The organism is Nocardiopsis sp. CNZ308, assembly GCF_004217075.1.
Genome location: NZ_SHKJ01000001.1, coordinates 1,677,806 through 1,704,752 on the forward strand (window position 1 = coordinate 1,677,806; position 26,947 = coordinate 1,704,752).

At 72.5% G+C, this 26,947-nt stretch carries 25 protein-coding genes and 1 riboswitch; of the genes, 11 read left to right on the forward strand and 14 right to left on the reverse strand.

Annotated elements, in window-relative coordinates; genetic code table 11:
• Nucleotides 1-78 precede the first annotated feature (78 nt).
• Both EV372_RS07165 and EV372_RS07170 read left to right on the forward strand, forming a co-directional pair.
• Nucleotides 79-1,821 carry an ABC transporter ATP-binding protein gene (locus EV372_RS07165; protein WP_130395354.1) on the forward strand — a complete coding sequence of 581 codons (1,743 nt, stop codon included), beginning with the start codon at nt 79-81 and terminating at the stop codon, nt 1,819-1,821.
• On the forward strand, nt 1,818-3,758 hold the full coding sequence (locus EV372_RS07170; protein WP_130395355.1) for an ABC transporter ATP-binding protein: 1,941 nt from the start codon (nt 1,818-1,820) through the stop codon (nt 3,756-3,758). Before EV372_RS07165 ends, EV372_RS07170 begins: the two co-directional genes overlap by 4 nt.
• Nucleotides 3,759-3,858: 100 nt before the next feature.
• On the opposite strand, the gene EV372_RS07175 is transcribed toward EV372_RS07170, so the two are convergent.
• The 8 genes from EV372_RS07175 to thrC all read right to left on the reverse strand — a co-directional run bounded on the left by EV372_RS07175 (nt 3,859) and on the right by thrC (nt 11,751).
• Nucleotides 3,859-4,470, reverse strand: a complete 612-nt coding sequence (locus EV372_RS07175) for a Uma2 family endonuclease (RefSeq protein WP_486484104.1) — start codon at nt 4,468-4,470, stop codon at nt 3,859-3,861.
• A 261-nt stretch (nt 4,471-4,731) separates the two neighbouring features.
• Nucleotides 4,732-6,363: a chaperonin GroEL gene (gene groL / locus EV372_RS07180; protein WP_061079459.1), complete on the reverse strand. Its 1,632-nt coding sequence runs from the start codon at nt 6,361-6,363 to the stop codon at nt 4,732-4,734.
• A 356-nt stretch (nt 6,364-6,719) separates the two neighbouring features.
• Nucleotides 6,720-7,547, reverse strand: a complete 828-nt coding sequence (locus EV372_RS07185; RefSeq protein ID WP_130395356.1) for an ABC transporter permease — start codon at nt 7,545-7,547, stop codon at nt 6,720-6,722.
• Nucleotides 7,544-8,515, reverse strand: a complete 972-nt coding sequence (locus EV372_RS07190; RefSeq protein WP_130395357.1) for an ATP-binding cassette domain-containing protein — start codon at nt 8,513-8,515, stop codon at nt 7,544-7,546. The genes EV372_RS07185 and EV372_RS07190 overlap by 4 nt, the downstream gene beginning before the upstream one ends.
• A gap of 172 nt (nt 8,516-8,687) precedes the next feature.
• Nucleotides 8,688-9,281 (reverse strand): PadR family transcriptional regulator, encoded by a 594-nt coding sequence (locus EV372_RS07195; RefSeq protein ID WP_130395358.1) that lies wholly within the window; start codon nt 9,279-9,281, stop codon nt 8,688-8,690.
• Nucleotides 9,282-9,377: 96 nt separating this feature from the next.
• Complete coding sequence (locus EV372_RS07200; RefSeq protein WP_130395359.1) at nt 9,378-9,860, reverse strand: GNAT family N-acetyltransferase; 483 nt, start codon at nt 9,858-9,860, stop codon at nt 9,378-9,380.
• Between the two features lie 129 nt (nt 9,861-9,989).
• Nucleotides 9,990-10,268 carry a ubiquitin-like small modifier protein 1 gene (locus EV372_RS07205; protein WP_130395360.1) on the reverse strand — a complete coding sequence of 93 codons (279 nt, stop codon included), beginning with the start codon at nt 10,266-10,268 and terminating at the stop codon, nt 9,990-9,992.
• A 223-nt stretch (nt 10,269-10,491) separates the two neighbouring features.
• Nucleotides 10,492-11,751, reverse strand: coding sequence for a threonine synthase (thrC, locus tag EV372_RS07210; RefSeq protein ID WP_013155204.1), 1,260 nt, complete (start codon nt 11,749-11,751; stop codon nt 10,492-10,494).
• A gap of 13 nt (nt 11,752-11,764) precedes the next feature.
• Nucleotides 11,765-11,906, reverse strand: a riboswitch (SAM riboswitch).
• A 283-nt stretch (nt 11,907-12,189) separates the two neighbouring features.
• Between thrC and EV372_RS07215 the strand changes: the two genes are divergently transcribed.
• Nucleotides 12,190-13,626: an alpha,alpha-trehalose-phosphate synthase (UDP-forming) gene (locus tag EV372_RS07215; protein WP_130395361.1), complete on the forward strand. Its 1,437-nt coding sequence runs from the start codon at nt 12,190-12,192 to the stop codon at nt 13,624-13,626.
• A 195-nt stretch (nt 13,627-13,821) separates the two neighbouring features.
• Here EV372_RS07215 and EV372_RS07220 read toward each other — a convergent pair whose 3' ends face one another.
• The 3 genes from EV372_RS07220 to EV372_RS07230 form a co-directional block, all read right to left on the reverse strand.
• Nucleotides 13,822-14,418, reverse strand: coding sequence for a GrpB family protein (locus EV372_RS07220; RefSeq protein ID WP_130395362.1), 597 nt, complete (start codon nt 14,416-14,418; stop codon nt 13,822-13,824).
• A 210-nt stretch (nt 14,419-14,628) separates the two neighbouring features.
• Entirely contained in the window at nt 14,629-15,405 is a 777-nt protein-coding gene (locus EV372_RS07225) for a class I SAM-dependent methyltransferase (RefSeq protein WP_130395363.1), read from the reverse strand.
• A 358-nt stretch (nt 15,406-15,763) separates the two neighbouring features.
• Nucleotides 15,764-16,933, reverse strand: a complete 1,170-nt coding sequence (locus tag EV372_RS07230) for a S8 family serine peptidase (protein ID WP_130395364.1) — start codon at nt 16,931-16,933, stop codon at nt 15,764-15,766.
• 230 nt (nt 16,934-17,163) lie between these two features.
• Here EV372_RS07230 and EV372_RS07235 point away from each other — a divergent pair, with 230 nt between their 5' ends.
• Both EV372_RS07235 and otsB read left to right on the forward strand, forming a co-directional pair.
• The gene (locus EV372_RS07235; RefSeq protein ID WP_013155209.1) at nt 17,164-17,448 is read left to right on the forward strand and encodes a DUF3263 domain-containing protein; all 285 of its coding nucleotides are present in this window, start codon (nt 17,164-17,166) and stop codon (nt 17,446-17,448) included.
• A 272-nt stretch (nt 17,449-17,720) separates the two neighbouring features.
• Nucleotides 17,721-18,551 carry a trehalose-phosphatase gene (gene otsB, locus EV372_RS07240; protein WP_130395365.1) on the forward strand — a complete coding sequence of 277 codons (831 nt, stop codon included), beginning with the start codon at nt 17,721-17,723 and terminating at the stop codon, nt 18,549-18,551.
• Nucleotides 18,552-18,733: 182 nt separating this feature from the next.
• Here otsB and EV372_RS07245 read toward each other — a convergent pair whose 3' ends face one another.
• A complete protein-coding gene (locus EV372_RS07245) occupies nt 18,734-19,765 on the reverse strand; it encodes a serine hydrolase domain-containing protein (protein ID WP_130395366.1) in 1,032 nt (343 codons plus the stop codon).
• A 169-nt stretch (nt 19,766-19,934) separates the two neighbouring features.
• Between EV372_RS07245 and argJ the strand changes: the two genes are divergently transcribed.
• Complete coding sequence (gene argJ, locus EV372_RS07250; RefSeq protein WP_130395367.1) at nt 19,935-21,095, forward strand: bifunctional glutamate N-acetyltransferase/amino-acid acetyltransferase ArgJ; 1,161 nt, start codon at nt 19,935-19,937, stop codon at nt 21,093-21,095.
• Nucleotides 21,096-21,244: 149 nt separating this feature from the next.
• Here the strand turns inward: argJ and EV372_RS07255 are convergent, their stop codons facing one another.
• On the reverse strand, nt 21,245-22,033 hold the full coding sequence (locus EV372_RS07255; RefSeq protein WP_130395368.1) for an SDR family oxidoreductase: 789 nt from the start codon (nt 22,031-22,033) through the stop codon (nt 21,245-21,247).
• Nucleotides 22,034-22,367: 334 nt separating this feature from the next.
• Between EV372_RS07255 and EV372_RS07260 the strand changes: the two genes are divergently transcribed.
• Nucleotides 22,368-22,637, forward strand: a complete 270-nt coding sequence (locus tag EV372_RS07260; RefSeq protein ID WP_130398804.1) for an AbrB/MazE/SpoVT family DNA-binding domain-containing protein — start codon at nt 22,368-22,370, stop codon at nt 22,635-22,637.
• 68 nt (nt 22,638-22,705) lie between these two features.
• Entirely contained in the window at nt 22,706-22,942 is a 237-nt protein-coding gene (locus tag EV372_RS07265) for a hypothetical protein (protein WP_486484105.1), read from the forward strand.
• A gap of 367 nt (nt 22,943-23,309) precedes the next feature.
• On the opposite strand, the gene EV372_RS07270 is transcribed toward EV372_RS07265, so the two are convergent.
• Complete coding sequence (locus tag EV372_RS07270) at nt 23,310-24,899, reverse strand: MFS transporter (RefSeq protein WP_130395369.1); 1,590 nt, start codon at nt 24,897-24,899, stop codon at nt 23,310-23,312.
• Between the two features lie 170 nt (nt 24,900-25,069).
• Here EV372_RS07270 and EV372_RS07275 point away from each other — a divergent pair, with 170 nt between their 5' ends.
• From EV372_RS07275 to EV372_RS07285, 3 genes are all read left to right on the forward strand, one after another.
• Nucleotides 25,070-25,717 (forward strand): TetR family transcriptional regulator, encoded by a 648-nt coding sequence (locus EV372_RS07275; RefSeq protein ID WP_130395370.1) that lies wholly within the window; start codon nt 25,070-25,072, stop codon nt 25,715-25,717.
• 249 nt (nt 25,718-25,966) lie between these two features.
• Nucleotides 25,967-26,527: a GNAT family N-acetyltransferase gene (locus tag EV372_RS07280; RefSeq protein ID WP_130395371.1), complete on the forward strand. Its 561-nt coding sequence runs from the start codon at nt 25,967-25,969 to the stop codon at nt 26,525-26,527.
• 82 nt (nt 26,528-26,609) lie between these two features.
• On the forward strand, nt 26,610-26,915 hold the full coding sequence (locus EV372_RS07285; RefSeq protein ID WP_130395372.1) for an EF-hand domain-containing protein: 306 nt from the start codon (nt 26,610-26,612) through the stop codon (nt 26,913-26,915).
• Nucleotides 26,916-26,947: the final 32 nt, after the last annotated feature.

A 26,947-nucleotide genomic window follows, 5' to 3' on the forward strand; every position in this document is an offset into this window, starting at 1 on the left:
GCGACCGGGGCGGAACGCTCCCGGCCCCGGAAAAATGGGTGGCCCGCGCCCCTCCCCGCTGGTTACAGTCCGGATACTGTGCGGACACTTCCCCAGCCCACCGGCGTTCCCGAACGCCGTTCGGCCGACCGGTTCCTGTGGTGGCTCGCCCGGAAGGAGCGCCGCTCACTGCTGTGGGCCGGGACCACCACGGGCGCCTTCATGCTCACCGGCGTGCTCATCTCCGCCGCGCTCGGCGCCGCCCTCGACTCCGGGGTCACCCGCGGCGACCCGGGCTCCCTGCTCGGCTGGTTCGGCGTCCTCAGCGCCCTCGTCGCGGTCTCCGTCGCACTCGTCCCCCTCGCCCACCGGGCCGACTGCTTCAACTGGTACGCGTCCGCCTACCGCACGATCCAGGTGGTCACCGACCACTCCGTGCGCATGGGCCCCACGCTCACCCGACGCCTGCCCTCCGGCGAGGTGGTGGCCGTGGGCACCGAGGACATCGACCGCGTCGGTGACTTCTACGAGACGGTGGGCCAGCTCCTGGCCGTCTTCGTGACGGTGGCCGCGGTCAGCGCCCTCATGCTCACCTCGCACGTCACCTTCGGCGTCATCGTCCTGGTGTCGGTCCCGCTCATCATGGCGGGGATGGTCCCCCTGCTGAACCTGTTCTCCCGCCGCCAGGAGCACCAGCGCGACCGGCAGGCCGAACTCACCACCCTGGCCACCGACCTGGTCGCGGGCCTGCGCGTGCTCCGGGGCGTGGGAGGCGAGCGCACCGTGGACCACCGCTACCGCACCGCCTCCCAGGGGGTCCGCTCCGCCGCCATGCGCGTGGGATGGGTGGACGCCGCCCTCAACGCCGTCCGCGAACTCCTCCCGGGCCTCCTCCTCGTCGGCATCGTCTGGTACGGCGCGCGCCTGGCCCTGACCGGGGAGATCACCATCGGCCAGCTCGTCGCGTTCTACGGCTACGCCGGAACGCTCTCCATGGCCGTGCGCCACCTGATGCGCTCCCTGTCCATGTACGTCTCGGCCCGGGTGGCCGCCGGTCGCGTGGTGCGCGTGCTGCGCCTGGAGCACGACCACCCCGACCCCGAGCGCCCCGAGCCGGAACCGGCCGGCCCCTGCGACCTGCACGACCCGGGCAGCGGAGTGACCCTCGCCGCGCACCGCACCACCGGCGTGGTCTGCGCCGACCCCGCCGACGCCACCGTCATCACCGAACGCCTGGGGCGCTACCGGGACGAGGAGGGCGCGCACGCCGCGCTGGTCGAGACGGCCACGGGCCGGACCGTGCGCCTGCGCGACCTGCCCCGGTCCCGGGTGCGCCGCCGAGTCCTGGTGGCCGCCAACGACGCGCACCTGTTCTCCGGAACCCTGCGCGGTGAACTGTCCCCGGACCAGGGGATCTCCGACGAACGCCTGGCCGAGGTCGTGCGCGCCGCGCACGCCGACGACGTGGTGCGTCAGTCCGCCGCCGGGCTGGACGCGCTGCTCACCGAGCGCGGCCGCGAGTACTCCGGCGGCCAGCAGCAGCGCCTGCGCCTGGCACGTGCCCTGGCCCTGGAGCCGGAGATCCTGATCCTGGTGGAGCCCGCCTCCGCCGTGGACGCCCACTCCGAGGCCGCGATCGCCGCCGGACTTCCCGCCGAGCGGGCGGGGCGCACGACCGCCCTGGTCACCACCAGCCCCCTGCTGCTCGACCACACCGACCACGTGCAGTTCGTCGAGGAGGGCCGCCTCACGGCCGAGGGGAGCCACCGCGCTCTCCTCGCCGGGTGCCCGAGCTACGCCGCCACCGTCCTGCGCGCCGTTCCCACGGAGGGGAAGCCATGACCCGGGCCGCCGACAACGCCGAGGCCCTCGACCCGCCGCGGGCGTCCGGAGTGTCCCCGACGCCCCGAGCGCCCGAGGCGGCCAGCGCACCCGGAGCGCCCGCCGCTCCCGCCACGTCCGCCGCTCCGACGGAGCACCACGCGGCGGGACTGCCGATCGCGCCGGTCGCGGCCGTGTGGAGGCGGCTGCGCCGCGCCGGGCGCGAGCACGGACGGCTGCTCGCCGTCGTCGTCCTGCTGTACGGGACGGCCGCGCTCATGGCGTTGGCCTCGCCCTGGATCCTGGGCCTGATCATCGACACCGTGCGCGCCGAGGGGGCGCCGTCCGCGGCCTCGGGGCAGGCGGCCTCGCGCGTCGACGTGCTCGCCGGGCTCATCGTCGCGGCGCTGGTGCTGCACGCCGGGTTCACCCTGGCCTCCGTGGCGGCCTCGATCCGGTTCGGCGAGAGCGTGCTGGCCGAGCTGCGCGAGGAGTTCGTGCGCGCGGTGCTCCGGCTCCCGATGGGAGTGGTGGAACGGGCGGGCACGGGCGACCTGGTGGCGCGCACCGGCCGCGACATCGGCCACCTGAGCCACACCGTGCGCGTCTCGGTGCCGGTGATGGCGGTGAGCACGGTGACCCTGGTGGTCGTCACCACCGCCCTCGTCGTCCTGCACCCTCTCCTGCTGCTGGCGTGGCTGCCGTCGGCGCCCGTGCTGTGGCTGTCCACGCGCTGGTACGCGCGCAGGGCCCCGGACGGGTACGTGCGCGAACTGGGCACCTACTCGGAACTGACCCAGAGCGTGACCGACACCGTGGAGGGCGCGCACACCATCGAGTCGCTGGGACGGCAGGCCCGGCGGATCGCGCTCAACGAGCAGAGGGTGGGCCGGGCCTACGCGGCGGAGCGGTACACGCTGTGGCTGCGCTGCGTCTGGTACCCGCCGCTGGAGTTCGGGTACATGTTCCCGATCGCGCTGACCTTCCTGGTGGCGGGCCTGCTGTACGCCGACGGAGCGCTGAGCCTGGGCGGGATCGCCACCGCGGTCTTCCTCAGCAGGCAGATGGCGCGGCCCCTGGACCAGCTGCTGGACCAGGTGGACAGCCTGATGATGGGCTTCACCAGCATGCGCAGGCTGCTGGGCGTGGAGCTGGCCGGGGAACCGGACGGGAGGGCGAACTCCGCGGCGGACGCGGCCGGGACCGCCCGGCCCGGCGAGGTGCGGGTGGAGGGCGTGCGCTTCGCCTACACCGACACGGAGGTCCTGCACGGCGTGGACCTGGTGCTGGCGCCCGGCGAACGCCTGGCCGTGGTGGGCCCGAGCGGCGCGGGCAAGTCGACCCTGGGCAAGCTGATCGCGGGCGTGCACCCGCCCACCTCGGGCGCTGTCCGTGTGAGCGGGGCGCCGGTGTCGGGCCTGCCTCCCGAGGAACGGCGCGCGCGGGCGATCCTGCTGAGCCAGGAGAGCCACATGTTCCGGGGGACGATCGCCGAGAACCTGGCGCTGGCGCTGGACCGGCCCGAGGGCGCGGCCGAGGTGGACGAGGAGCGCCTGTGGGAGGCTCTGGCCGCCGTGGACGCCGAGCCCTGGGTGCGCGCGCTGCCGGACGGGCTGGGTACGCGGGTGGGGTCGGGCAACGTCCCGCTGGACCCGGCGCACGTGCAGCAACTGGCCCTGGCCCGCGTGGTGCTGGCCGACCCGGACGTGCTGGTGCTGGACGAGGCCACGTCCCTGATGGACCCGCGTTCGGCCCGCCACCTGGAACGGTCGCTGGCGGGGGTGCTGTCGGGCCGCACGGTGGTGGCCATCGCGCACCGGCTGCACACCGCGCACGACGCCGACCGGATCGCGGTGGTGGAGGACGGCCGGATCAGCGAGCTGGGCAGCCACGACGAGCTGCTGGCCCGCGGCGGCTCCTACGCCGACCTGTGGCGGGCCTGGCACGGCGCGGACTGATGAACCTCGGGCCGCTGCCGCCCGCGTCCTCAGGAAGGCCACTAGCCTGGGCAGAAACCTGATGGGCTGTCACTCCCAGACCAGCGCTGTGTCCGCCTCTTCAGGAAGGCCACTGGTCGGGGCCGGGGAACTCGGACGTGTCGAGTTCGATGTCGAAGGGCTTCGGCAGCCCGATCTTGGCCCCGAAGTTCACGGTGGTGGCGTGGTTGTAGCGGCCGTCGCCCGGCTGCTCGTAGAGGGTGACCGACGGCCCCGTCTCGTCCCAGGCGTCGATCAGCAGGTAGAGCGGAACCGGACCGTGCGCGTAGCCCCACAGCTTCTTCTCGCGGTCGGTGTCCCTGCTGCTCTTGGACACGATCTCGACCACCAGCTCCGCCTCGTCCGCTGGACAGGGAATACGCGCCTGCTTTGCGGCCGACACCGGCATGACGACCAGGTCCGGCATGTAGAGCCTCTCGACCACCGGCAACTGGAGCCCCAGCGTCTGGAAGATGTGCCAGCCGTCGGGGAGAGCCAGAAGCAGTGCCCTGTGGACCCAGGACGCGATGATGTTGTGGGGCATAGGCGGGGGGGCCACGAGTACGACTCCGTTGTCATCGATGATCTCGGCCCGCCAACCGTCGGGCACGTCCAACTCTTGCCAGGTGTTCAGCAAGTAGTCCCATCGAGACAAGCCCACCACCGGGTCGGCTTCCGTCATAGCCAGACTCATTTCGCTTTGCACCTCCGAGCAGGAACTGTAACGCTCCGTGTCCCCGTCCGCCCGACCCTTCGCAGAATAGCCCCGGCCTTCCGCGAACGACAGTGCCGCTTCGGCGATCCCGGCGTTCCCAGTGTTTCCGGGCCCGGCCCCGGGCCCGGAAAAGGCGAAACCGGGCGGCCCCCGAAGGGGCCGCCCGGTCGTCGCGGGCGAGGTCGCGTATCCGGACCTCAGACACCTGCGGGCCCGGGGGCCCGAGGTCTCACGGACCTGCTAGAAGTCCATGCCGCCCATGCCACCGGTCGGATCGCCGGCGGGAGCGGCGGCCTTCTCCGGCTTCTCGGCGATGACGGCCTCGGTGGTCAGGAACAGACCGGCGATGGAAGCCGCGTTCTGCAGAGCCGAGCGGGTGACCTTGGTCGGGTCGATGACGCCGTCCTTGAACAGGTCGGTGTACTCGCCGGTGGCGGCGTTCAGGCCGAACCCGGGCTCCAGGTTCCTGACCTTCTCCGCCACGACGCCGCCCTCGAGGCCGGCGTTGATCGCGATCTGCTTGAGCGGCTCGGCGATGGCGCGGCGCACGATGTCGGCGCCGATGGCCTCGTCGCCCTCCAGCTCCAGCTTCTCGAAGGCCGGGACGCTGGCCTGGAGCAGAGCGACACCACCGCCGGGCAGGATGCCCTCCTCGACCGCGGCCTTGGCGTTGCGGACGGCGTCCTCGATGCGGTGCTTGCGCTCCTTGAGCTCCACCTCGGTGGCGGCACCGGCCTTGATGACGGCCACGCCGCCGGCCAGGCGGGCGAGACGCTCCTGGAGCTTCTCGCGGTCGTAGTCGGAGTCGGTGCGCTCGATCTCGTTGCGGATCTCGTTCACGCGACCGGCGATCGCGGTGGCGTCACCGGCGCCGTCCACGATGGTGGTCTCGTCCTTGGTGACGACGACCTTGCGGGCGCGGCCGAGCATGTCGAGCTCGGTGCTCTCCAGCTTGAGGCCGACCTCCTCGGTGATGACCTGGCCGCCGGTCAGCACGGCGATGTCGCCGAGCTGGGCCTTGCGGCGGTCACCGAAGCCCGGGGCCTTGACGGCGACGGACTTGAAGGTGCCGCGGATCTTGTTGACGACCAGCGTCTGGAGGGCGCCGCCCTCCAGGTCCTCGGCGATGACGACCAGCGGGCGGCCGGCCTGGAGGACCTTCTCGACAACCGGCAGGAACTCGTTGTTGTTCGAGATCTTGGAGTTGACGATGAGGATGTAGGGGTCCTCGAGGACCGTCTCCATGCGCTCCAGGTCGGTGGCGAAGTAGGGCGAGATGTAGCCCTTGTCGAAGCGCATGCCCTCGGCGAGCTCGAGCTCCAGCCCGAAGGTCTGGCCCTCCTCGACCGTGATGACGCCTTCCTTGCCGACCTTGTCCATGGCCTCGGCGATGGTCTCGCCGATCTGGGGGTCGCCGGCGGAGATCGAGGCGGTGGAGGCGATCTGCTCCTTGGTCTCGATGTCCTTGGAGAGGTTGCCGAGCTCCTCGTTGATGCGCGCGACGGCGGACTCGATGCCGCGCTTGAGGCTGATCGGGTTGGCGCCGGCGGCGACGTTGCGCAGGCCCTCGCGAACGAGCGCCTGGGCGAGCACGGTGGCGGTGGTGGTGCCGTCACCCGCGACGTCGTCGGTCTTCTTGGCGACCTCCTTGACCAGCTCGGCCCCGATCTTCTCCCACGGGTCCTCGAGCTCGATCTCCTTGGCGATGGAGACACCGTCGTTGGTGATCGTGGGGGCGCCCCACTTCTTCTCCAGGACGACGTTGCGGCCCTTGGGGCCGAGCGTGACCTTGACGGCGTCAGCGAGCTGGTTCATGCCGCGCTCGAGGCCGCGACGGGCCTCCTCGTCGAACGCGATCAGTTTGGCTGCCATTGAGTTCTTGTCCTCCCGTGACCGGGCTGATACGCGATGGGACGAGGCATGCGCCCGCGACGGACGACCGCGGAACCTCCCGGCAACCCTGCTGCCGGGAGCCGCGATCTCGCAGCCTCGATCCGGTTAGCACTCAGTGAAGGCGAGTGCTAACCAGTTCCCTTTTTAGCACTCGACCCCGGCGAGTGCAAACGATGTGGTCACGATTTCCCATTCCGGCATTTCCGCATCTACCTGCGCAAACACCGTATGACATGCGGGTTTTCCGCGCTGAGCGGACGGAGCCGCGCACCGGTTCCCGCCTCTCCCGGCGCGCGGCTCCCCTCCCGCTCCGACCCTGCTCCACGGCGCCCGGGTCAGGAGCTGAGGCGGCGCATCGCCCGCGACCCCCCGGCCAGCGCGGCGACCGCCAGCACCACCGCCACGGCCCAGCCGAGGGCGACCGAGGCGTCCCACTGCCCCGCGAACAGGGCGCGCTCGGCGTCCACCACGTAGGCCACCGGGTTGGCCCGCGAGAGCGCGTACAGCCACGGCGGCGCCAGCTCCATCGGCAGCAGCACGCCGGACAGCAGCATCAGCGGCATGATCAGCGTCTGCACGATGGGCGCGAACACGTAGGTCTGCTTGACCGCCAGGGCCGCCAGGTAGGACAGCGTGGCCAGCCCGGCGCCCAGGACGGCGAGCAGGAGCAGCCCCACGACGGCGCCCGCCAACGACGCCTCGAACCCGAGCGGCACCACCAGCACGAGGATGAGCACCATCTGCGCCAGCATCATCACCACGTCGCGCAGGACCCGCCCCAGCAGCAGCGACACCCGGCTCACCGGGGTGGCCAGCAGCCGCTCGTGCGCTCCGGAGGACATCTCCGGCAGCAGTCCGAACCCGGCGAACCCGGCCGTGAACAGGCCGAGCATCACCAGCAGGCCGGGGACGAACCACTGCCACGGGTCCTGCCCCTCGGCGCCGGCCAGCCCCGTCAGCAGGGGCGCGAACAGCACCAGGTACAGCACCGGTTGCAGCATGCCGAAGAACAGCATCAGCGGCCGGTGCAGGAACGGCCGCATCTGGCGGGCGAAGACGGTCACGGTGTCGCGCACCAGGCCCGGACCCCGCGCCGCGGGCGCCCCGGCCGTCTCAGCCCCGGCCGTCTCCGCCGGGATCCCGGTCACCTCGTGGAAGCTCATGCCCCCTCCTCCCTCAGGCTGCGTCCGGTCAGGGTCAGGAACACGTCGTCCAGGGTGGGCCGCTGCACCCGCACGGAGAGCAGCGGGACCCCGGCCGCGTCCAGCCCGCGCAGCAGCTCGGGCAGCACGGTGTCCCCGCGTTCCACGCGCAGGCGCACCTCGGCGTCGCGCCCCGCGTCCGCGAGCACCTCCGCGGTCCCGGCGGAGGGCGCGCGTTCGGCGATCCCGGCGGCGGTGCGCGCCTGCTGGGCGTCCGGCACGGTGAGGGTGACCAGGTCACCGGAGACCTTGCCCTTGAGCTCGTCGGCGGTGCCGTCGGCGATGACCCTGCCGTGGTCGATGACCAGGACCCTCTCGGCCATGTCGTCGGCCTCGTCGAGGTAGTGGGTGGTGAGCACGACCGTGGTGCCCGTCCGTTCGCGCAGCCGGGTGATGTGCTCCCACAGGTTGGCGCGGCTGTGCGGGTCGAGTCCGGTCGAGGGCTCGTCCAGGAACAGCAGCCCCGGCTCGTGGATGAGCCCCATGGCGATGTCGAGGCGCCTGCGCTGTCCGCCGGAGAGCTTGGTGACCTCGCGGTCGGCGGCGCCGCCCAGCTCCAGCTGGTCGAGGAGCCCGTCGGCGCGGCGGCGCGCGGTGCGCCGGTCGAGTCCGTACAGCAGTCCCTGCGTGTACAGCTCCTCCCGGGCCCGCTGGTCCTCTCCGGCGCCGTGTCCCTGGCCGACGAAGCCGATCCTGCGGCGCACCTCGGCGGGCGCGGCGCGGACGTCGTGCCCCGCGACCACGGCGGTGCCCGATGTGGGTTCGAGCAGGGTGGTGAGCATGCGCAGCGTGGTCGACTTCCCCGCGCCGTTCGGTCCGAGCAGGGCGACCAGCTCGCCCTCCGCGACGTCGATGTCGACGCCGCGGACGGCCTGGACGACCTCCTTGCCGACCCGGAAGTCCCGGGTCAGCCCGCGTGTGTGGATCATCCCTCTCCTTATTAAAACTTGAGTACGAGAGAGAGTGTGCACCACCGGGCGGGATATTCAAAGTTTAATAAGAGCTCGGTCCGCCCTCCGGGGATCCGGCCTGGTCGGCGGGGCCCGCGCGGACGGGGGAAGCGGGGGCGGCGGAGCCGGCGGGAGCGGGAGGGCCGCCGGGTCAGCGGTCGCGGGCGACCGCTCCCGGCACCGGGGGCAGCCCGAAGGCATCGGGGCCGTCGTCGGCCATGGTGTACTCCCCGGCCCGCAGGGAGGCGACGAGTCCACGCGTCCAGCGGGCCTCGGCCCCGAGCGTGCCCCGCCACAGGCCGAAGAGTTCGCGCACGTGCACGGGCTTGCCCCAGTCCTCGGAGGGGCGCAGCTCGTCCTCGGTCCTCTCCAGCAGCTCCAGGCGCTGTTCCAGCAGCGCGACGACCTCCGCGCGCGGCAGGGCGGTCATGAGGGTGACCGACGCGAAGAGCATCGCGGGGTCCTCCCTGCGCGTCAGCCCCCGGCGGATGAGGCGGTGCAGCTCGGCCTCGCCGTCCTCGGTGATCGCGTAGGAGACGCGGTCGACCACCTCGTCCCCCTCGGCCACGAACTCGCGCAGTCTGCCCTCCTGGGAGAGCTTGCGCAGGGCGTGGTAGATGGAACCCCACTTGATGTTGGCCCAGTGCTCGGTGCCCCAGTCCAGGAGCTGACGGCCCACCCGGTACCCGTGGGCCTGCCCCTCCATGCGCACCACACCCAGGACCAACAGCCGTGTCGCCGACATCTCCACCCTCGTTCGACCGGAATCCCCTCCAGCCTACGAGCAGCGACGAGGCGGTTCGGCGGGCCCGGGCCCGGCCGCGGCCGCTCCCCCGCGCCACTACAGCTTGCGGAAGTACCGCACGATCGGCAGCGCGGTGTAACCGGCGCGCTCGTAGGTGGCGCGGGCCGGGGCGTGACCGTCGTCGCCGCCCGTCTCGACCATGGCCACCGCCGCGCCCTGCTCCCGGATCCAGTCGGTGGCGGCCCCGGTCAGCGCCGCCCCCACGCCCCGCCCCTGGTGGTCGGGGTCGACGGCGAGCAGGTGGATCTCCCCCATGTCGTCGTCGGGGAGCATCCTGGCGGTGGCGAAGCCCGCGACCTCGCCGTCGGCCTCGGCGACCCACACGCGCTGGTCCCCGGCGTCGACGCTCCCGGCCACCTCGTCGTACTGGCTGCGCCGCCAGTCCGGGACCAGGGCCGGGTAGACCTCCTCCCCCAGGACCCGGCGCAGCGACGCGTGCACCGGTTCCCACGCGCGCAGTGCCAGAGCGATGACCGCTTCCCTGTCGGACTCCCGGAACAGCCGGATCTCGATGCCCATGCGCCCAGGCTAGGGAGCGGCGGTCGCGGGCGCACCGGGTTTTCCGGAGCGCACGCGCGGGGTCCCGACGAACGGCGAAAAGGCGGCCCCGGCGCCCTGTCGCGCCGCGGCCGCCCCTCACGACGGGGCTCAGCAGCCCCCGGCGACCGCCGGGATGATGGAGACCTGGGCGCCGTCGGCGACCTCGGTCTGCAGGCCCTTCTCGAAGCGCACGTCCTCGTCGCCGATGTAGACGTTGACGAAGCGGCGCACCTTGCCGTTGTCGTCCAGGATGCGGGCGCGGATGCCGGGGTAGTTGGCCTCCAGGTCGTCGAGGACCTCGGCCAGGGTGGCGCCCTCGGCGGAGACCTCGGAGGCGTCGTTGGTGTAGGTGCGCAGGATGGTGGGCACGCGGACGCTGGCGCTCATGGCGGACTTCCTTACTCGTGGGAGATGACGGGTGGTCGGGGCGGCCTGAGCCTGTTCTTACGGGGACTCGGCACCGGAGGGGTCGTTCGGACGCCCGAACGACGAAGGTGCTGCGCTTAGCGTCCGGTGGGGGCGCTGGCCCGCCTCGTCGCGCAGCGCCCCTGCGGGCGATGGCGGGCGACGGGCGGGCCGAAGCGGAGCGGAAGGCCCCGGAGGACGCTGTCTAGGCCAGACCGGCGTCGGTGAAGGCGCTCAGCGACGGCTTGATCGTGGCGCTCACCCCGGCGTCGACGGCGTTCAGGGTCTTGAGCCCGTCACCGGTGTTGAGCACGACCGTCTCGGCCTTCGGGTCGAGCCTGCCCTCGCGGACGAGCTTGCGCAGCACGCCGGTGGTGACGCCGCCGGCGGTCTCGGCGAAGATGCCCTCGGTGCGGGCGAGGAGCTTGATGGAGTCGACGATCTCGTCGTCGCCCACGTGCTCCACCGATCCGCCCGTGCGCTTGGCGATGTCCAGCACGTAGGGCCCGTCGGCCGGGTTGCCGATGGCCAGAGACTTGGCGATGGTGTCGGGCTTGACCGGCTGGATGACGTCGATGCCCTTGTCCCAGGCCTGCGCGACCGGGGAGCAGCCCGTGGCCTGGGCGCCGAAGATCCGGTACGGGCGGTCCTCGACCAGACCGAGCTTGACCAGTTCCTGGAAGCCCTTGTCGATCTTGGTGAGCTGGGAGCCGGACGCGATCGGGACGACGATCTGCTCGGGCAGGCGCCAGCCGAGCTGCTCGGCGATCTCGTAGGCCAGCGTCTTGGAGCCCTCGCCGTAGTAGGGGCGCAGGTTGACGTTGACGAAGCCCCAGCCCTCGCCCACCGGGTCGCCGATGAGCTCGGAGCAGAAGCGGTTGACGTCGTCGTAGTTGCCGTCGATGGCCACGACCTTGCCCCCGTAGACGGAGGCCATGACGACCTTGGCCTCCTCCAGCCCGGCGGGGATGAACACGCAGGACTCGAACCCGGCGCGCGCGGCGGCGGCGCCGACGGCTCCGGCCAGGTTGCCGGTGGAGGAGCAGGACAGGGTGGTGAACCCGAAGGTGCGGGCGGCCTCGACGGCGATGGCGACCACGCGGTCCTTGAAGGAGTGCGTGGGGTTGCCGGAGTCGTCCTTGACGTGGAGGGAGTCCAGGCCCAGCTCGGCCGCGAGGCGGTCGGCCCGGACCAGCGGGGTCAGGCCGGGGGCCATGTTGGGCAGCTCGGCGACGTTGGCCGGGACGGGCAGGAGGGAGCGGTAGCGCCAGATGCTCTTGGGGCCGCTCTCGATGTCGGCGCGGGTGACGGTCCCGAAGTCGTAGGCGACCTCAAGGGGGCCGAAGCAGAACTCGCAGGCGAACCGGGGGGTGAGTTCGTAGCGCTCGCCGCACTCGCGACAGGAGAGCGCGGTGCCGGGGCCGAAGGAGCGGGCGGCGGTGGGTTCGGTGGCGGCAATCGCCATGGCGAGGCGTCTCCCCTCATCTTTCCTGGCGGACACCTTGTCCCCAGGCCGGAGTTGGCACCTGTCCCAGCCGTCCCGCGGGTTCGCGGGTGTCACATGCTGGAATGGTTGCCGGGGCTTCGCAGGGCCGGTCCCTCCACCCCTCTGGATGAGCAATATGAAGTTTTGCGCTGGTCCTGTCGGATCCGCACCGCAACTGTAACGGAGGTGTCGGCCGGTTTTCCACGCCTGGTGACCCGGGTAACACGAAACGGCTCACATGGTGAGACGGTGCTGGTCCGGGACGGGAGGGAGCGCCCCCGGCGCGCCGGACGTGTGACGCGCACCCCCGCTGACCCGCGCGGGGTTTGGGGCGGCTGTCGACAGGCGAGACATAGGATGCGACCCCCTTTCACCACCGCCCCACCCCGATCGCTTTTTCTCCGAGAGGACGACCACGTGGACAAGGCACAGATCCTCATCGCCTCCAACAGAGGGCCCGTGTCCTTCTCGACCGCCGACGACGGCTCGCTGGAGCATCGGCGCGGCGGGGGCGGACTGGTGTCGGGGATGATCTCGGTCGCCACCGAGATCGACAGCATCTGGGTGTGCGCCGCCCTGTCCGACGCCGACCGGCGGGCCGCGGCGGAGGCGCCGCAGGCCCGGCTGGACCAGGCTTACGACCTGGACGGCATGCGGGTCCACATGCTGGACATCCCGCGGCAGACCTTCGACGGCGCCTACACCGGGGTGGCCAACTCGACCCTGTGGTTCGTGCAGCACATGCTGTACGACACCCCCAACAAGCCGTCCTTCGGTTCGCGCTTCCGGCGGACGTGGGAGGACTACACCGCCTACAACAACGCGTTCGCCGAGGCCCTGGTGGCCGGTGCCGCCGAGGGCGCCCGCGTCGCCGTGCAGGACTACCACCTGGCGCTGGTGCCGCGGATCCTGCGCGCGCGCCGCCCCGACCTGCGCATCGCGCACTTCTCGCACACCCCGTGGGCTCCCCCGGAGTACTTCCGGATGCTGCCCGGGCAGGTCGCGCGCGAGCTGCTGGAGGGCATGCTGGGCGCGGACCGGCTGGGCTTCCTCAGCCCGCGCTGGGCGGACGCGTTCCTGCGCTGCTGCGAGGAGATCCTGCGCGCGAAGGTCGACTTCGAGCGGCGCACCGTCGAGCACGGCGGCCGGGTGGTCGGGGTGGGCGTGCACGCCCTGGGCGCGGACGGGGAGGGGCTGCGCCAGAGCGCCGCCGACCCGGCCGTGGCCTCGCGCCGGAGCACCCTGGAGGACGCGGTCGGCGACACGAGGCTGATCGTGCGGGTGGACCGCACGGAGCTGTCCAAGAACATCGTGCGGGGCCTGGAGGCCTACCGCGAGCTGCTGACCGCCCACCCCGAGTGGCGGGGGCGGGTGACCCACCTGGCGTTCGCCTACCCGAGCCGGGGCGACGTGCCGGAGTACCGCGAGTACACCGACGCGGTGCTGCGGACCGCCAAGGAGATCAACGAGGAGTTCGCGACCCCCGAGTGGACGCCCCTGATCCTGGAGGTCAACGACGACTACCCGCGTTCGCTGGCCTCGTTCCAGCTGGCCGACGTGCTGCTGGTCAACCCGATCCGGGACGGCATGAACCTGGTGGCCAAGGAGGGCCCGGTCCTGTCGGAGCGGGACTCGGTACTGGTGCTGTCGCACGAGGCGGGGGCGGCCGACGAGCTGGGCGGGCACGCGCTGCTGGTCAACCCCTACGACACCGTGGAGACGGCGGAGGCGCTGCACGAGGCGCTGTCGATGCCCGGTGAGGAGCGGCGCAGGCGCAGGGAGCGGCTGGCCGAGGCCGCGGTGGCGCTGCCGCCGCGCCGGTGGTTCCAGGACCAGCTGCGCTCACTGGGCTGAGCCCGGAGGCCTCGGGGCGCGTCCGCGCGGTTTCCGCCCGCGGTCGCGCCCGCCGGGGCCGCGTCCGCGCGGTCCCGGGGCCTGTGCGCCCGGATCGGCGGATCCGGAACCGCCGGTGCCCGGAGGCCTCGGGGCGCGTCCGCCGTCGGGAGACGGTACACGCCCCTGGCCGCGGCCCGGTCGGCCGGGAACCGCTCAGCCGGTGGCGCCCCTCCCGGCGTCCGCCTCGGCGAGGAGCTGGCGGATGATGTCGGTCTTGGCGTCGGCGTAGTCCTGGATGCGGTCCCAGGTCCGCCCGACCAGCTCGCGCTTGACCGCCGTGTAGCGCTCGCGCGCGTCGGCGTCGGCGATGAGGTGGTCGCGGAAGCGGCGCATGCGCTCGGCCTCCTCGCACCCCCGGCTGAACACGTGCAGGTTGAGGTTGACCTCGGAGCCCTTGAGCACCCGGTGCTCGTACCAGTCGGGCTCCCTGATCACCAGGGGGTACCCGGCGGCTTCGAGGTCGGGCAGGTAGGCGGCCTCGTCCGAGGAGTCGGCGACGAGGAGCAGCAGGTCCACGCAGGGTTTGGCGGCGAGGCCGGGCACGGCGGTGGAGCCGACGTGCTCGAAGAGCAGCACGCGGTCGCCGAGGGCGGCGCGGACCCTCCCGTCCTCGCGCCGGAACAGGTAGGGCCACTTGGGGTCGTACTCGGAGAGGCGGACGCGCCCGTTGACGAGGTTGCGGAACTCGGGCGCGGTCCCGGCCCGCGGCTCGCCCCGAGAGGGCAGAGGAGACGCTTCGAGGGGTGACATTCTCCAAAGCCTTGTCCCCTCGGGTGTCCGCGTCAAGCCCGCCCGGCGTCGCTTACATATGCACGTGCGGACGTGGCGTGACAGACCGTCGGGGGTCCGTGACGTGCGGCGACCACGCACCGTGTCCGGTGTCCGGTTCCGGCCGGGGGTCCGCACGGCGCGCGCCCGCCGGGCCCCGGGTCGGCGGGCGGAGCCGTGCGGCCCCGGTCCCTAGTCGGGGACCGACACCACCAGCACCAGCGAGCCCTCCAGCTCGGGCACTCCCCTCAGGTGTCCGAACCGGCGGTCCCAGGTCCCGTCGGCCAGGTCCCGGGACAGGTGGGCGGTGAACCGCTCGTGCACCGCCTCGTCCACGAAGCTCCACGACGAGCAGGACAGGCGCGCGCCCACCTCCAGCAGGCCCTCCGGCCGCCCGTAGTAGGCCTCGTTGAACCCGTCGGAGCAGTCCAGGGGCACGGGGACGGGCACGACGCTGGTGGCGCCGCCCAGCCCCGCGGCCAGGTCGGCGATCGGCGGGTAGCGGCGGGCCTCGGTGTCCAGGACCTCGGGCGCGTACTCGTGGAGCCAGAAGTCGCACACCAGGTCCGGGTCGCAGGTGAGCACGGCCACGGGGCCCGCGGTGACCCGCCGGGCCTCGGCCAGCCCGGCCTCCAGGTCGCGCCACTGGTGGACGCTGAACGTGGTCATGGCGGCGTCGAAGGCCCCGTCGGGGAAGGGGAGGCTCTCGGCGACCGCGTCGAGAGCCGCGGGCAGGGTGTCCGGGCGTTTGGCCCGCATGCTGGCGGAGGGTTCCACCGGGGTGACCTCGCGGTCGAGGGGCTCGTAGGAGCCCGCGCCCGCACCGATGTTGAGGACCGTGCGCGCGTCACCGAGCGCGCGGTGCACGGCGGCCGCGATCCGCGGGTCGGGGCGGCGGTGGTCGGTGTAGGTGCGGGCGATGACACCGTAGTCGGCGTCGCCAGCGCTGCCGTCGGCCATGCGCGTCATATGCTCTCCGCCCTGTCGTGGGCGCGCCCGGGGCGGGGCGCCCGGCGGTGAGGACGCTATCCGCCGGGCGAAGCCGGACGCCAGTGCTTATCGGCCCCGTCCTCCGCGCAGGGGGTGTGAGCGGTACCACACCGGTGGTGCCGTGCGCCCGCCGGTTACGGCGCGTCCGGAACCGGAACCGGGGTGTGGCAGGGCGTCCGGAACCGGGGCGTCACGGCGAGGGCGGGGAACCAGGGCAGACCGCCGCGGGGAGTCGCGGAACGCGAGCGCGGGAATCGGGCCGGGGCGTCCGGAGCTGGAACCGTCCGTGCCCTCCCCGAGGGGCGGGCACGGACGGGTACGCGAGCCCGGCAGCCGCTCAGTTGCCGCGCGTCTTGCGGCGGCGTCCGCCCTTGCGGCGGCGGTTGGCCGGCGCGGCCTCGGCGGCGCGCTCTGCGGCGATCTCCTCGTCCTGCTCGCGGCGCTCGGCCTTCACGCCGTAGGGGTCGGCGGTGGAGCGGCGCACCCACACGACCAGGATGAGCACGCCCAGGACCACCACGGCGCCGACGGTGACGAACCACGCCCACGCGGGCACCAGTCCCGACTGGTCGCCCCGCCCGGCCAGGTCCTCGTCGATGAGCGGGATGTCCTGGGCGACTCCGGACGCCTGCTGCTCCGCGCTGGGCAGGTGCAGCGCGGGCAGGCCGTCGGGGCCGGGCTGCGAACCGTCCACCAGGGCGTCGCGGACCTGGTCGGGCCGCAGCTGCGGGTGCTCAGCGCGCATCAGGGCGGCGGCCCCGGCGACCATCGCGGCGGCGTAGGGAGCCCCGGTCACCTCGGCCTGGCCCGGTTCCGGCCCCGTCGTGACCAGGTCGGCCCCGGGGGCGGTCAGCGCGATCATCCCGGCCCCGGGCGCACCCTGGACGAGGGCTCCGTCCTGGTCGGTCCCCGCGACGGTGAGCACGTTGGGGTCCTCGTCCTCCCCCGCCGGGCCGACGACCAGCGCGCCGTCGGAGGAGGCCTCCTGGGTGGCCTCGGCGAGGTCGGGTCCGGCGGGCTCGGGCAGCAGGATGACCTGTGCGCCCTCCTGGGCGGCGAACCGCACGGCCTCGGCGAGCTGGTCCCCCGTGGGCAGCACGAGCACGGTGGCCTCGGGCGCCACGCCCAGGACGCCGCCGTCGGCGTCCCTGCCGTGTCCGTGGGCCGCGACCAGTCCGGCCGCGGCGTTGCCCTGCTCGACGTCGCCGTCGTTCTCGCCGAACCGGGTGTCCAGCTGGATGTTGTCGACCAGGTCCGGGTGCCCCTCGTCGACGGAGACGCCCGGAAGCGCGACCGTGGCGCCCTGGCCCCGGTTCTCCTCCCACAGCTGCGGCGCTCCCACGGCCTGGAGCCCCCACTGCTCGGGTCGGTAGTCGGGGACCAGGTCCGCCGCGGCCGGGGCCGCGGTCAGACCGAGGACGGCGGCGGTGGCGGCCGCGAAGACCGCGCTGGCCCCGCCACGGGCGCGGCGTGTGTGTATCCTGTTGCGGCTGTTGCCCCCGAGCACGTCAGGCTCCCTCGAACGATGCGGTCGACGTTCCACGCGGCCCTGGCCGGACCCCGGCAATTCTGTCACGTGCACAGGATTCAGGCGTGGACAAGTGGCCTGAGGGGTAGAGAACGTAACTGTATCCCTGGTGCCAGTCCTGTGGTTTCGGCTCCTCATCCGGCATGTCGAGTCGCTAGCATGAGTCGGGCCGATCCGGACAAACCAATTTCCCGTCCAGGGGGTGTCCCATGCCGAATATCGGTCCGACCGAAGACGGTCAGTCGGCCCTCGCCGAGCGCGAGCAGCGCATCCTCGCCTTCGAACGCCAGTGGTGGAAGTTCGAGGGCTCCAAGGAACAGGCGATCCGCGACGAGTTCGGGTTCTCCGCGACCCGCTACTACCAGCTGCTGAACGGGCTGGTGGAACGGCCGGAGGCCCTCGCCTTCGACCCGATGACCGTCAAGCGGCTGCGTCGGCTGCGCGCCGACCGCCGCCGCCAACGCAACGCACGCCAGCTGGGCATCCAGCTCTGACGTTTCCCGTATCCCTCTTCTTTGGGTCGTTCCTACCCACCCCGCGCCCCGGTGACCACACCCGCGGTCCCGTCGGCGCCCTCCACCCGGGTCACCCCCGCGGCGGAGAGCGGCAGCGCCGTCCCACGAGGCCGACCGCGCGCCCGACACAGCGCGGACATCCGCTGGAACAACCGTCACACACGCGGTGGGGTCCCGCCGGCGCGGGGGCGCGTCGGTAGTCTGGCGGTCCCGCCCGGCCCGCATCAGCGGCCCCACCGGAAAGGCCCTCCATGTCCCTGCCCCAACCCAGCACGGACGCCGGACGCACCGCGCTCGACGCCTTCCTCGCCGCCCCCGAGCGGGCGCTGGCCGCCTTCGACTTCGACGGCACGCTCGCGCCCATCGTCGCCGACCCGCGCACGTCCGCCCCCTACCCGGGGATCGTGGACGTGCTCGCCGACCTGGCCGGGCTCCTGGGCTCGGTCGCCGTGGTCACCGGCCGCCCCGCCGAGACGGCGGTGCGGCTGGGCGGCCTGGACCGGGTGCCCGGCATCACCGTCCTGGGCCACTACGGCGCCGAGCGCTGGGAGGGCGGGCGTGTGGCCGCGGCGCCCGCCCCGCCCGGCGTGGCGGTGGTGCGCGAGGAGCTGCCCGGCCTGCTCGACGACCTGGGCGCCCCGGAGGGCACCTGGATCGAGGACAAGGGGCGCTCGCTGGCGGTGCACACCCGGCGCACCGCCGACCCGGACGGCGCGCTCGCCCTGCTCACGCCCTCCCTGAGCGAACTGGCGCGGCGGTCGGACCTCCAGGTGGAGCCGGGCCGGATGGTGGTCGAGCTCCGTCCACAGGGTGTGGACAAGGGGGCGGCGCTCACCGCGCTCGTCGCAGAGACGGGCCCGCGCGCGCTGCTCTACGCCGGTGACGACCTCGGCGACCTGCCCGCGTTCGACGCCGTGGTGGGCCTGCGGTCCCAGGGCGTCGAGGGCCTGAACGTGTGCTCGTCCTCGGACGAGGTCACCGCCGTGGCCGAGGCCGCCGACCTGGTCGTCCCCGGCCCCGCGGGGCTGGCCGACCTCCTGGGCTCACTCGCCGAGGCGATCCGCGACGCCTCGGGGGCGTGACGTCCCCGGGACGTGACGCCTTCGGGCAGGACGCCGCCGGGACGTGACGCGCGCACGCGTCGACCGAAAACGCGGGCGGTGCGGCGTGTGGGGTTTCCCTGCCGACGCAGCCGCCCCTGTCCCGGCCCCGGTCCGCCGCGTGGGTGCGCTCCCAACGCCCGCGTGCGCCGTCGCCGCCCGTCTCAGGACGAGGACTCGTGCGCCTGCGGCGTGAGCGCCGACCGCGCGGCCGACCGCAGGTCCACCAGCCCGGTCCGGTCGCGCCCGTAGTGCACGGCGTTGGTGAGCACGCCCACGTACCGGCCGCTCTGCGGGTGCATGAACAGGCTCGTCCCGGTGAAACCGTTGTGGTAGACCACCCCCTCCGGGGTGACCAGCCAGCCCAGGCCGCGCCACAGCCTCGCCCCCGCGTCCACGTGCGGCTGCCAGCTCGCGCGCACGTAGGAGGAGGGCACCGGCCCCTGGCCCCCGTCGTGCATCCGCAGGATCTCCCGGGTGAACGCGCCGAGGTCGATGGCGGTGCTGAACACCCCGGCGTGACCCGCCACGCCGCCCATCAGCGCGGCCGCCTCGTCGTGCACCACCCCCCAGGTGGGGGCGGCTCCGGGGATGCGGCGCTCGGTGGGCGCCACACCGGGCGAACGCGTCAGGGGGCCGAATGCGGTGGAGCGCATGCCCATCTGCTCCCACAGGTCGCGGGACAGCCGGTCCAGGCCTGTGCCGTAGAGGCGTTCCAGGAGCATGCCGAGCAGGATGAACCCGCGGTCGACGTAGGCGTAACCGGGTTCCTCCAAGGGGTCGGCGAGGATGGCCTCCGCGAGGTCCTGGTCGGTGCCCACGTATCTCTCCAGCCAGGTCACCGGGTTGAGGCGGCCGGTGTGGGTGAGGATCTGCCGTGTGGTGACCTCCGCGCCGGGCAGGTGGTCCACGTCCAGGTACTCCGACATGGGGGCGTCCAGGTCCATGATCCCCTCGGCGACCGCCTGGCCGACTAGCGGCCAGGTCGCCATGACCTTCGTCAGGCTCGCGACGTCGTAGGCCACGTCCGGGGCGGTGTCGTGCTCGCCGTCGATGCGGCCGACGGCGACGAACTCCCACATGCCGCCGGTACCGATCACAGCGGCCCCGCCGGGCAGCCACCCGGCGTCCACCATCACCTTCAGAACGCCCCGAATCCGCGCCCCTGTCTCCGTGAGCCAGTCACCATCACGCACAACACGCCTCCCCCCGGGTGGTCTCGTCTTCCGGCGATACCCCGTTATCAGGTTGTTGTCACACGGGTCCCGGAGGTGCACAGGACGAAACCCCCGCAGGTCGCAGCCGTAATGAGGGTCGCTGCGCACGGCGGAGTAGTCTGGCGCCGGAGAAGCCCCGAGGAGGACGATGAGCAGCCAGACCCCCGTGCCCGCAGGTTTCCGCGGCGTGGCCGGAAACATCGGGATCAAGGACCCCAACGACGACTTCTTCGCGGTGGTGTCGGAGGTCCCCGCCCGCGTGTCCGCCGTGTTCACCCGGTCGCGGTTCGCCGGACCCAGCGTGCTGCTCAGCCGCCGCTCGGCGGCCGACGGCAGCGCCCGGGGGGTCGCGGTGATCGCCCGCAACGCCAACGTGGCCACGGGCAGGGTCGGCGACAGCCACGCCCACGAACTCCAGGAGCGCGTGGCGCGGGCGGCGGGGGTGCCGCCCGAGGAGGTGCTGGTCGCCTCCACCGGCGTGATCGGCCGCCCGTACCCGATCGAGAAGGTGCGCGCCTACCTGGACGCGCTGCCCGAGGAGTTCCCCCCGGCGGACCTGGACCGCTCGGCCGCGGCGATGATGACCACCGACACCCGGCCCAAGACCGCCTCGGCGACGGTGGGCGGGGCGACGCTGACGGGCATCGCCAAGGGCGTCGGCATGATCGAGCCGAACATGGCGACCATGCTGGCCTGGTTCTTCACCGACGCCGAGCTGGAGCAGCCGGTGCTGGACGAGGTGTTCCGCCGGGTGGTGGACCGCACGTTCAACGCGCTGAGCATCGACACCGACACCTCCACCAGCGACTCGGCGGCGGTGTTCGCCAACGGGCTGGCCGGGCCGGTGGACGCGGCGGAGTTCGAGGCGGCGCTGTACGAGGTGGCCCTGAGGCTGGTGCGGATGATCGCCTCCGACGGCGAGGGCGCCAGCAAGCTGATCGAGGTGCGCGTGACCGGCGCGCGCGACGACGCCCAGGCCAAGCGGGTGGCCAAGGCCGTGGTGAACTCCCCGCTGGTGAAGACCGCCGTGCACGGCGCGGACCCCAACTGGGGCCGGGTGACGATGGCGGTCGGCAAGTGCGAGGAGGAGACCGACATCCTCCCCGACAACGTGCGGATCTCCTTCGGCGACGTGGAGACCTACCCGGCGGAGGCCACGGACGAGGTGCTGGAGCGCGCCGCCCAGCACATGAAGGGCGACGAGGTGGTGATCGGCGTCGGCCTGGGCATCGCCGACGGCGCCTTCACGGTCTACGGGTGCGACCTGACCGAGGGGTACATCCGGATCAACGCCGACTACACGACCTGAGCCGCCGGTCCGGGCCCGGAGGGGTTTCGGACAGCCAGGACGGTCGGTCGCGGTCGGCGTCACCGTGCGCAGCGGAGGCGGCCCCACCCTTGTCCAGAGGTGGTGCCGCCTCTTCCTCCGCGGTTTCCCGGGTACTCCCGCGCCACGGGTCAGTGCACGCTGAGCCCGCCGTCGGCGGCCAGCATCTGCCCGGTGACGAAGGCGGAGGCGTCCGAGGCGAGGAAGACCGCCAGACCGGCGAAGTCGCGGGGGAGGCCGTTGCGGCCGACCATGGTGCGGGCTGCGAGTTCCTCCTCCCGGCCGGGCACCGCGACCGTGTGCATCGTCATCGGCGTGACCACGAAACCGGGAATGATGGTGTTGGCGGTGACGCCGTGGGGCGACCACGCCTCGGCCTGGGAGCGTGAGAGCCCGCCGACGGCGGCCTTGCTGACGCCGTACACCCCCGAGTCGCCGAACGCGCTCCACGACTGCTGGGAGCCGATGTTGAGGATCCGGCCCCAGCCCCGCCCGGCCATCCGCGGCCCGCACGCCTGGCCCAGCAGGTACGGCGCGGTGAGGTTGACCGCCAGTGTCTCCTCCCAGACCTCCTCCGGCGTCTCCCCCAGCGGGGGCCGGTGGTTGACCGCGGCCGAGGTCACCAGGATGTCCGCCCCCGTCACCGGTTCACTCGCGCAGAGCTCCCCGAGCGCGTCGCGGTCGGCCAGGTCGACCGGGGTGGTGCTGACCTCGATGCCCCGGGCGGCGAACTCCTCCGCCGTCTGGGCCAGGCGTCCGGCGTCGCGGGCCACCAGGTGCACGCTCGCCCCGGCGCGTCCGAGGGCCTCGGCGACACCGCGGCCGATGCCCGAGTTCCCTCCCGTCACGAGGGCGCGGCGGCCGGTGAGCCCGAACAGTTCGTCCAGATAGGCCCGGTGCTGGCCGGTGCGGTCGTTCAAGAGAAGCCCCCTGTCGGGTCGTACGGATGGCAGGGCGGCACAGGTTGCCGCTCCGCGAAGTCTGCCGCCCGGGAACGCGCACGTCGGAGGCGGCCCCGCCCTTGTCCGCAGGGAGTGGGGCCGCCTCTTCGCTCCTCCACTTGGGCGACCGCGCCGCGAATCTCCGGTAGGAAAGTTGAACTGTCCGACTGTTGGAGTCATGCTGGAGCTGTGACTCCGGGAGGGAGACCCGGAGTGCAAGAGTCCTGCTCGGGAGAAGGGAAGCTCCGGGGCAGGCCCACCAGGGAGGACTCCATCCATGAGTGAGACGAAGGCGAGACGTCGGCGTGCGGTGATGCGTCGCAAGAACCAGGTCACCCTGCCCCGCGAGATCGCTGAGGCCCTGCACATCCGTGAGGGCGACGAGGTCGAGTTCGCCATCGCGGAGAACGGTCAGGTCACGCTCAGGGGCATGACCTCGGTGCCCGCCGACCAGGCGTGGTTCTGGGACCGCGACTGGCAGCGGGGCGAGCACGAGGCCAGTGAGCAGATCGCCGCGGGCCTGACCGAGGAGTTCGAGGACGCGGAGGCGATGTTCGACGCTCTGGAAGACGGGGAGCGCTGAGGACACTGGCCACGTTCGCCACCACCCCCCGGTTCCGGGCCGACTTCAAGAAACTGACCCGTCAACAGGTGGAGCGCTTCCGGAAGGTGGTCACCACCGAGTTCGCGCCCGACGTGCAAAAAGGAGAGTTCCGCCCCGGTCTGCGGGTCAAGGGCGTGCAGGGCGCCCCGGGGGTCTACGAGATGACCTGGGCTCCCGACGGGCGTGCCACGTGGGAGTACGGCGATGAGCGCTTCCCGGGCAAGCCGCACGTGATCTGGCGCCGGGTGGGCACACACGCCGTCTTCGACCCCGGGCCGCCCTGACCCCGGGGGCCGGACGACGCAGGAACTCCCGTCACGCCCTACTCCCCCGGCGGGGTGCGGCCGGAACCGCACAGTGGAGGCGACACGTCGGAGGCGGCCCCGCCCTTGTCCGCAAGGGGTGGGGCCGCCTCCTCCTTCGCGGTTTCCTGGATGCAGGGGCCCGCGGCCTCCAGCGGCACGGGCGTGCCCGGGGTCCGAGGCCGCCCCGGCGTGCCCCAAGGCCGGGGAGCCACCGGCGTGCCCGCGAGCCCGTGCGGCACCGGTGGGCCCATGACCAGGTTCGACGCCTCCGCGGACCCGGCCCAGCGTCTCCGCAGGTCCGGTCCGGCCCGGCGCTCCCGTGTACCGGACCGGACCCCGCTCCCGGCTAGATGTGGACGGCCGGGCCGTCGGTCATCCTGCCCGAGCGCATGAACAGCGACAGCACCGCCGCCACCAGCATCACCGCCGCCGCGATGGTGAAGGCGAGTTGCAGTCCTTCCATGAACGCCAGGTTGCTGGCCCCGGTCACGGCCGCCACGACCTCCGGGGTCGCGCCCTCGGGCAGCACAGCGCCGCCCTGGGCCACGACGCTCTGCATGCCCGCCAACTCCTCGGCGGCGGGTTCGGCCAGCCCCGCGGCGGCGAAGTGGCCGGGCAGGGTGGCGACGATGGTCGCGGACATGACCGCGCCCAGGACCGCCGTGCCGAGCGAGCCGCCCAGCTGCATGGCGGCCTGCTGCACCGCCGAGGCCACACCGGCGTAGCGCACGGGCGCGTTGCCGATGATGGCCGCCGTGGCGCCGGTCATGATCAGGCTCAGGCCCATGCCGAGCAGGACGAACGCGGCCGAGATGTAGAGCACTCCCGTGTCGGTCCGCAGCAGCGACAGCATGAACATGCCCGCCGACGCCAGCAGCAGGCCCACCGTCGTGGGCGGCCGGGCGCCGACCCGGTCCAGGACCCGGCCCGCGATCGGCGAGGTGACCGCCATCAGCGCGGTCATGGAGATGAGCTGGAGGCCGGTCTGGGCGGGGCTCATGCCCCGCACGCCCTGGAGGTAGAAGGTGATGAAGAACAGCGACCCCATCAGGCTCAGCGCCATCGCGACCGTCAGGACGGCGCCGATGGAGACCGAGGGGTTGGCGAACAGGGCGAGCGGGAGCAGGGGCTGTTCCGGACGCCGCTCCCACACCAGGAAGGCCACGGCGAAGACCGCCGCGACGGCGAGCGAGCCCAGTGTGACGGGGTGGCCCCAGCCCACGCTGGGCGCCTCCACCAGTGCCCACACCAGGGCGAAGATGGCGATGCTCAGCAGCACGATGCCGGGGACGTCCATCCGGCTTCCGGCGTCGGTCGGCTTGTTGGCGGCCAGCAGCCACAGGCCGAGTCCGAGGGCGACCGCGCCCACCGGGACGTTGATGTAGAAGACGGACTCCCAGCCGAAGGAGCCGACCAGTACGCCGCCCAGGATGGGGCCGCCCGCCGTGGCGGCGCCGATGAGGCTGCCGAAGACGCCGAAGGCCCGGCCGAGCTTGCTGGGCGGGAAGCTGGCGCGCAGCAGGCCCATCGCCGAGGGCAGGAGCAGCGCTCCGAAAATCCCTTGCAGCACCCGGAAGGCGACGAGCATGATGACACCGGCCGACAGCGCGATCGCCACCGAGCTGAGCACGAAGCCGACCGCGCCCACGAGGTAGGTGTTGCGGTAGCCGAAGCGGTCGCCGATCTTGCCCGCCGTGATCAGGAAGACCGCCAGGCCGAGCAGGTAGCCGTGGGTCACCCACTGGAGCTCGGCCAGCGAGGCGCCCAGGCTCGTGCCGATCGCGGGGTTGGCGACGGCCACGATGGTGCCGTCCAGCGCCACCATCATCACGCCGAAGGCGATGGCGACCAGGGTCGCCCAGGGGCTCTCCGTCCAGCGCTGCTTCCGCTCCGTCCCCGTCTCCGGAGCCGCCTTCGGGACGGTCTGTGCGGTCATGGTTCCCCCTGCGTGCCGGTGCCGATGTCGTCGTCCGCATGATTATGTCTGTCACTGACTCTTTGCAGCAAGTGCGTTTTGTCAGCCACTGACGTAATCTGTTTCACACGGTATCCTCGGTCGACAGAGCCGGAATCAGCGGGCAGAGCCAACACGCGGGAGGCACGTCCATGAGCACGACGAGCGCCGAACCGGAGGAGCAGCTCGGGCTGCGCGAGCGCAAGAAGGCCCGGCTGCGCGAGTCCCTCATGGAGTCGGCGCTGCGCCTGTTCCACGAGAACGGTTACCAGCGGACGACGACAGAGGAGATCGCCTCCTGCGTCGGGGTCTCCCAGCGCACGTTCTTCCGCTACTTCGGCTCCAAGGAGGACGTGGTCCTGGAGGCGGTCGAGGACATCGACGAGCAGCTGTTCGCCGCCCTGCTGGCCCGCCCCGCCGAGGAGCCGCCGTTCACCGCGCTGCGCAACGCGATGCTCGACCACTGGGCCTACCTCGAACGCGAGACGCTCCACCTCCAGGGCAGCGCCATGGGACTGGTGTCCGAGAGCCCCGAGCTGATCGAGGTCAACATGCGCTACTGCCACCGCAGGCAGGAGCGGCTGGCCCTGGCGCTGGGCGAGCGCACCGGCGTGGATCCGGTCACCGACCCGCGCCCGGGGGTCCTGGCCTCGGTGTTCCTGTCCGTGCTCAACAGCGGCCACCAGGCGTGGTGCGCGTCCGGCTCCAGCGACGTGGAGCAGCTGGTCCAGGCGTTCCTCGAACGGTTCGACCTGGTGCCCGAGGTGGTCGGCGGCCGCTGGGAGGGTCCGCGCGGCTGAGCGGCCACGCAGCCTCGTGAGACCCCCTGGGGTGCACATGTGGAGCTGAGTCCCAGCCGTACGGGACGCGCCGGGTCCCGGAGTTCGTCGGACTCACCCGCCGGAGAACCGGTCGTGCCGCGAGCCGCCGCCGTGCCGGAAGGCAGTACGGCCGACAGATCGCCGACCGCGACCCGGGGCGGAGTCCGACAACACCACCATGGGATGATCCCGTCCACCATGTGTGCGGATCGGTTATGGAGGTCGGCGATGTTCGCGTTACCCCTGGATGCGGACGGCGCGGAACTGCGCCCGCTCGAACCCCGGCACGCCGGGGAGTTCCTGGCCAACATCGACCGGGGGCGCGAGTTCATCGGACGCTACATCGCGCTCCCGGACGTCATCGTGGACCTGGAGTCGAGCCGGTCCTACCTGCGCTCGTACGCGGAGAAGGCCGCCACCGACACAGGAGGCATCTACGGCATCTGGTCGGGTGAGCGGCTGCTCGGCGGCGTCCTCTTCCGCACGATGGACCTCGCGCACGGAACCGCCGAGGCGGGCTGCTGGCTGGAACCGTCAGCCGTGGGACGCGGGCTGGTGACCAGGGCCGCGCGGCGGATCATCGACTGGGCCGTCGAGGAGCGGGGCGTCCACCGGGTGGAGTGGCACGCCTCGTCGGCCAACGAGGCCAGCGTCGCCGTGGCCCGAAGGCTCGGCATGACGCGGGACGGCGTGCTGCGGGAGAGCTACGTCTACCGGGGCGAGCGCCACGACATGGAGGTCTGGTCGGTGCTCGCCCCGGAGTGGCGCGCGCGGCGCCAGTCCTCCTGACGCCCCAGAGAACCAGGTGCGCACCACCGCGAAGACCGCACCCGAGGACTCCGGCGGCGCAGCGGTCCCTTCCGGTGGGACGATGGGCACACGTACCGCCGACGGTTCCGCCTCGGCCGACCCCGCGAACGAGGAAGAGCGCACCACCATGCCCGAGAAGTTTCTGCCCAGCGCCACGACCGAGCAGGAAGCGCGCGACCTGTTCACCCGGCTCGACACGGACCAGGACGGCTCCATCAACATCCACGAGTGGCTGGCGTACGCCGAGCGGGACCTGGGACTCGACCGCATGAGCGCTCTGCACGCCTTCGCCCTCGACGTTGACACCGACCACGACCTGCTCATCAGCCAGGACGAGTTCGTCCGGATCGGCACGCGGGGGGCCTGAGGGTCCCAACGCCCCGTGCCGTCCCCGCGGAG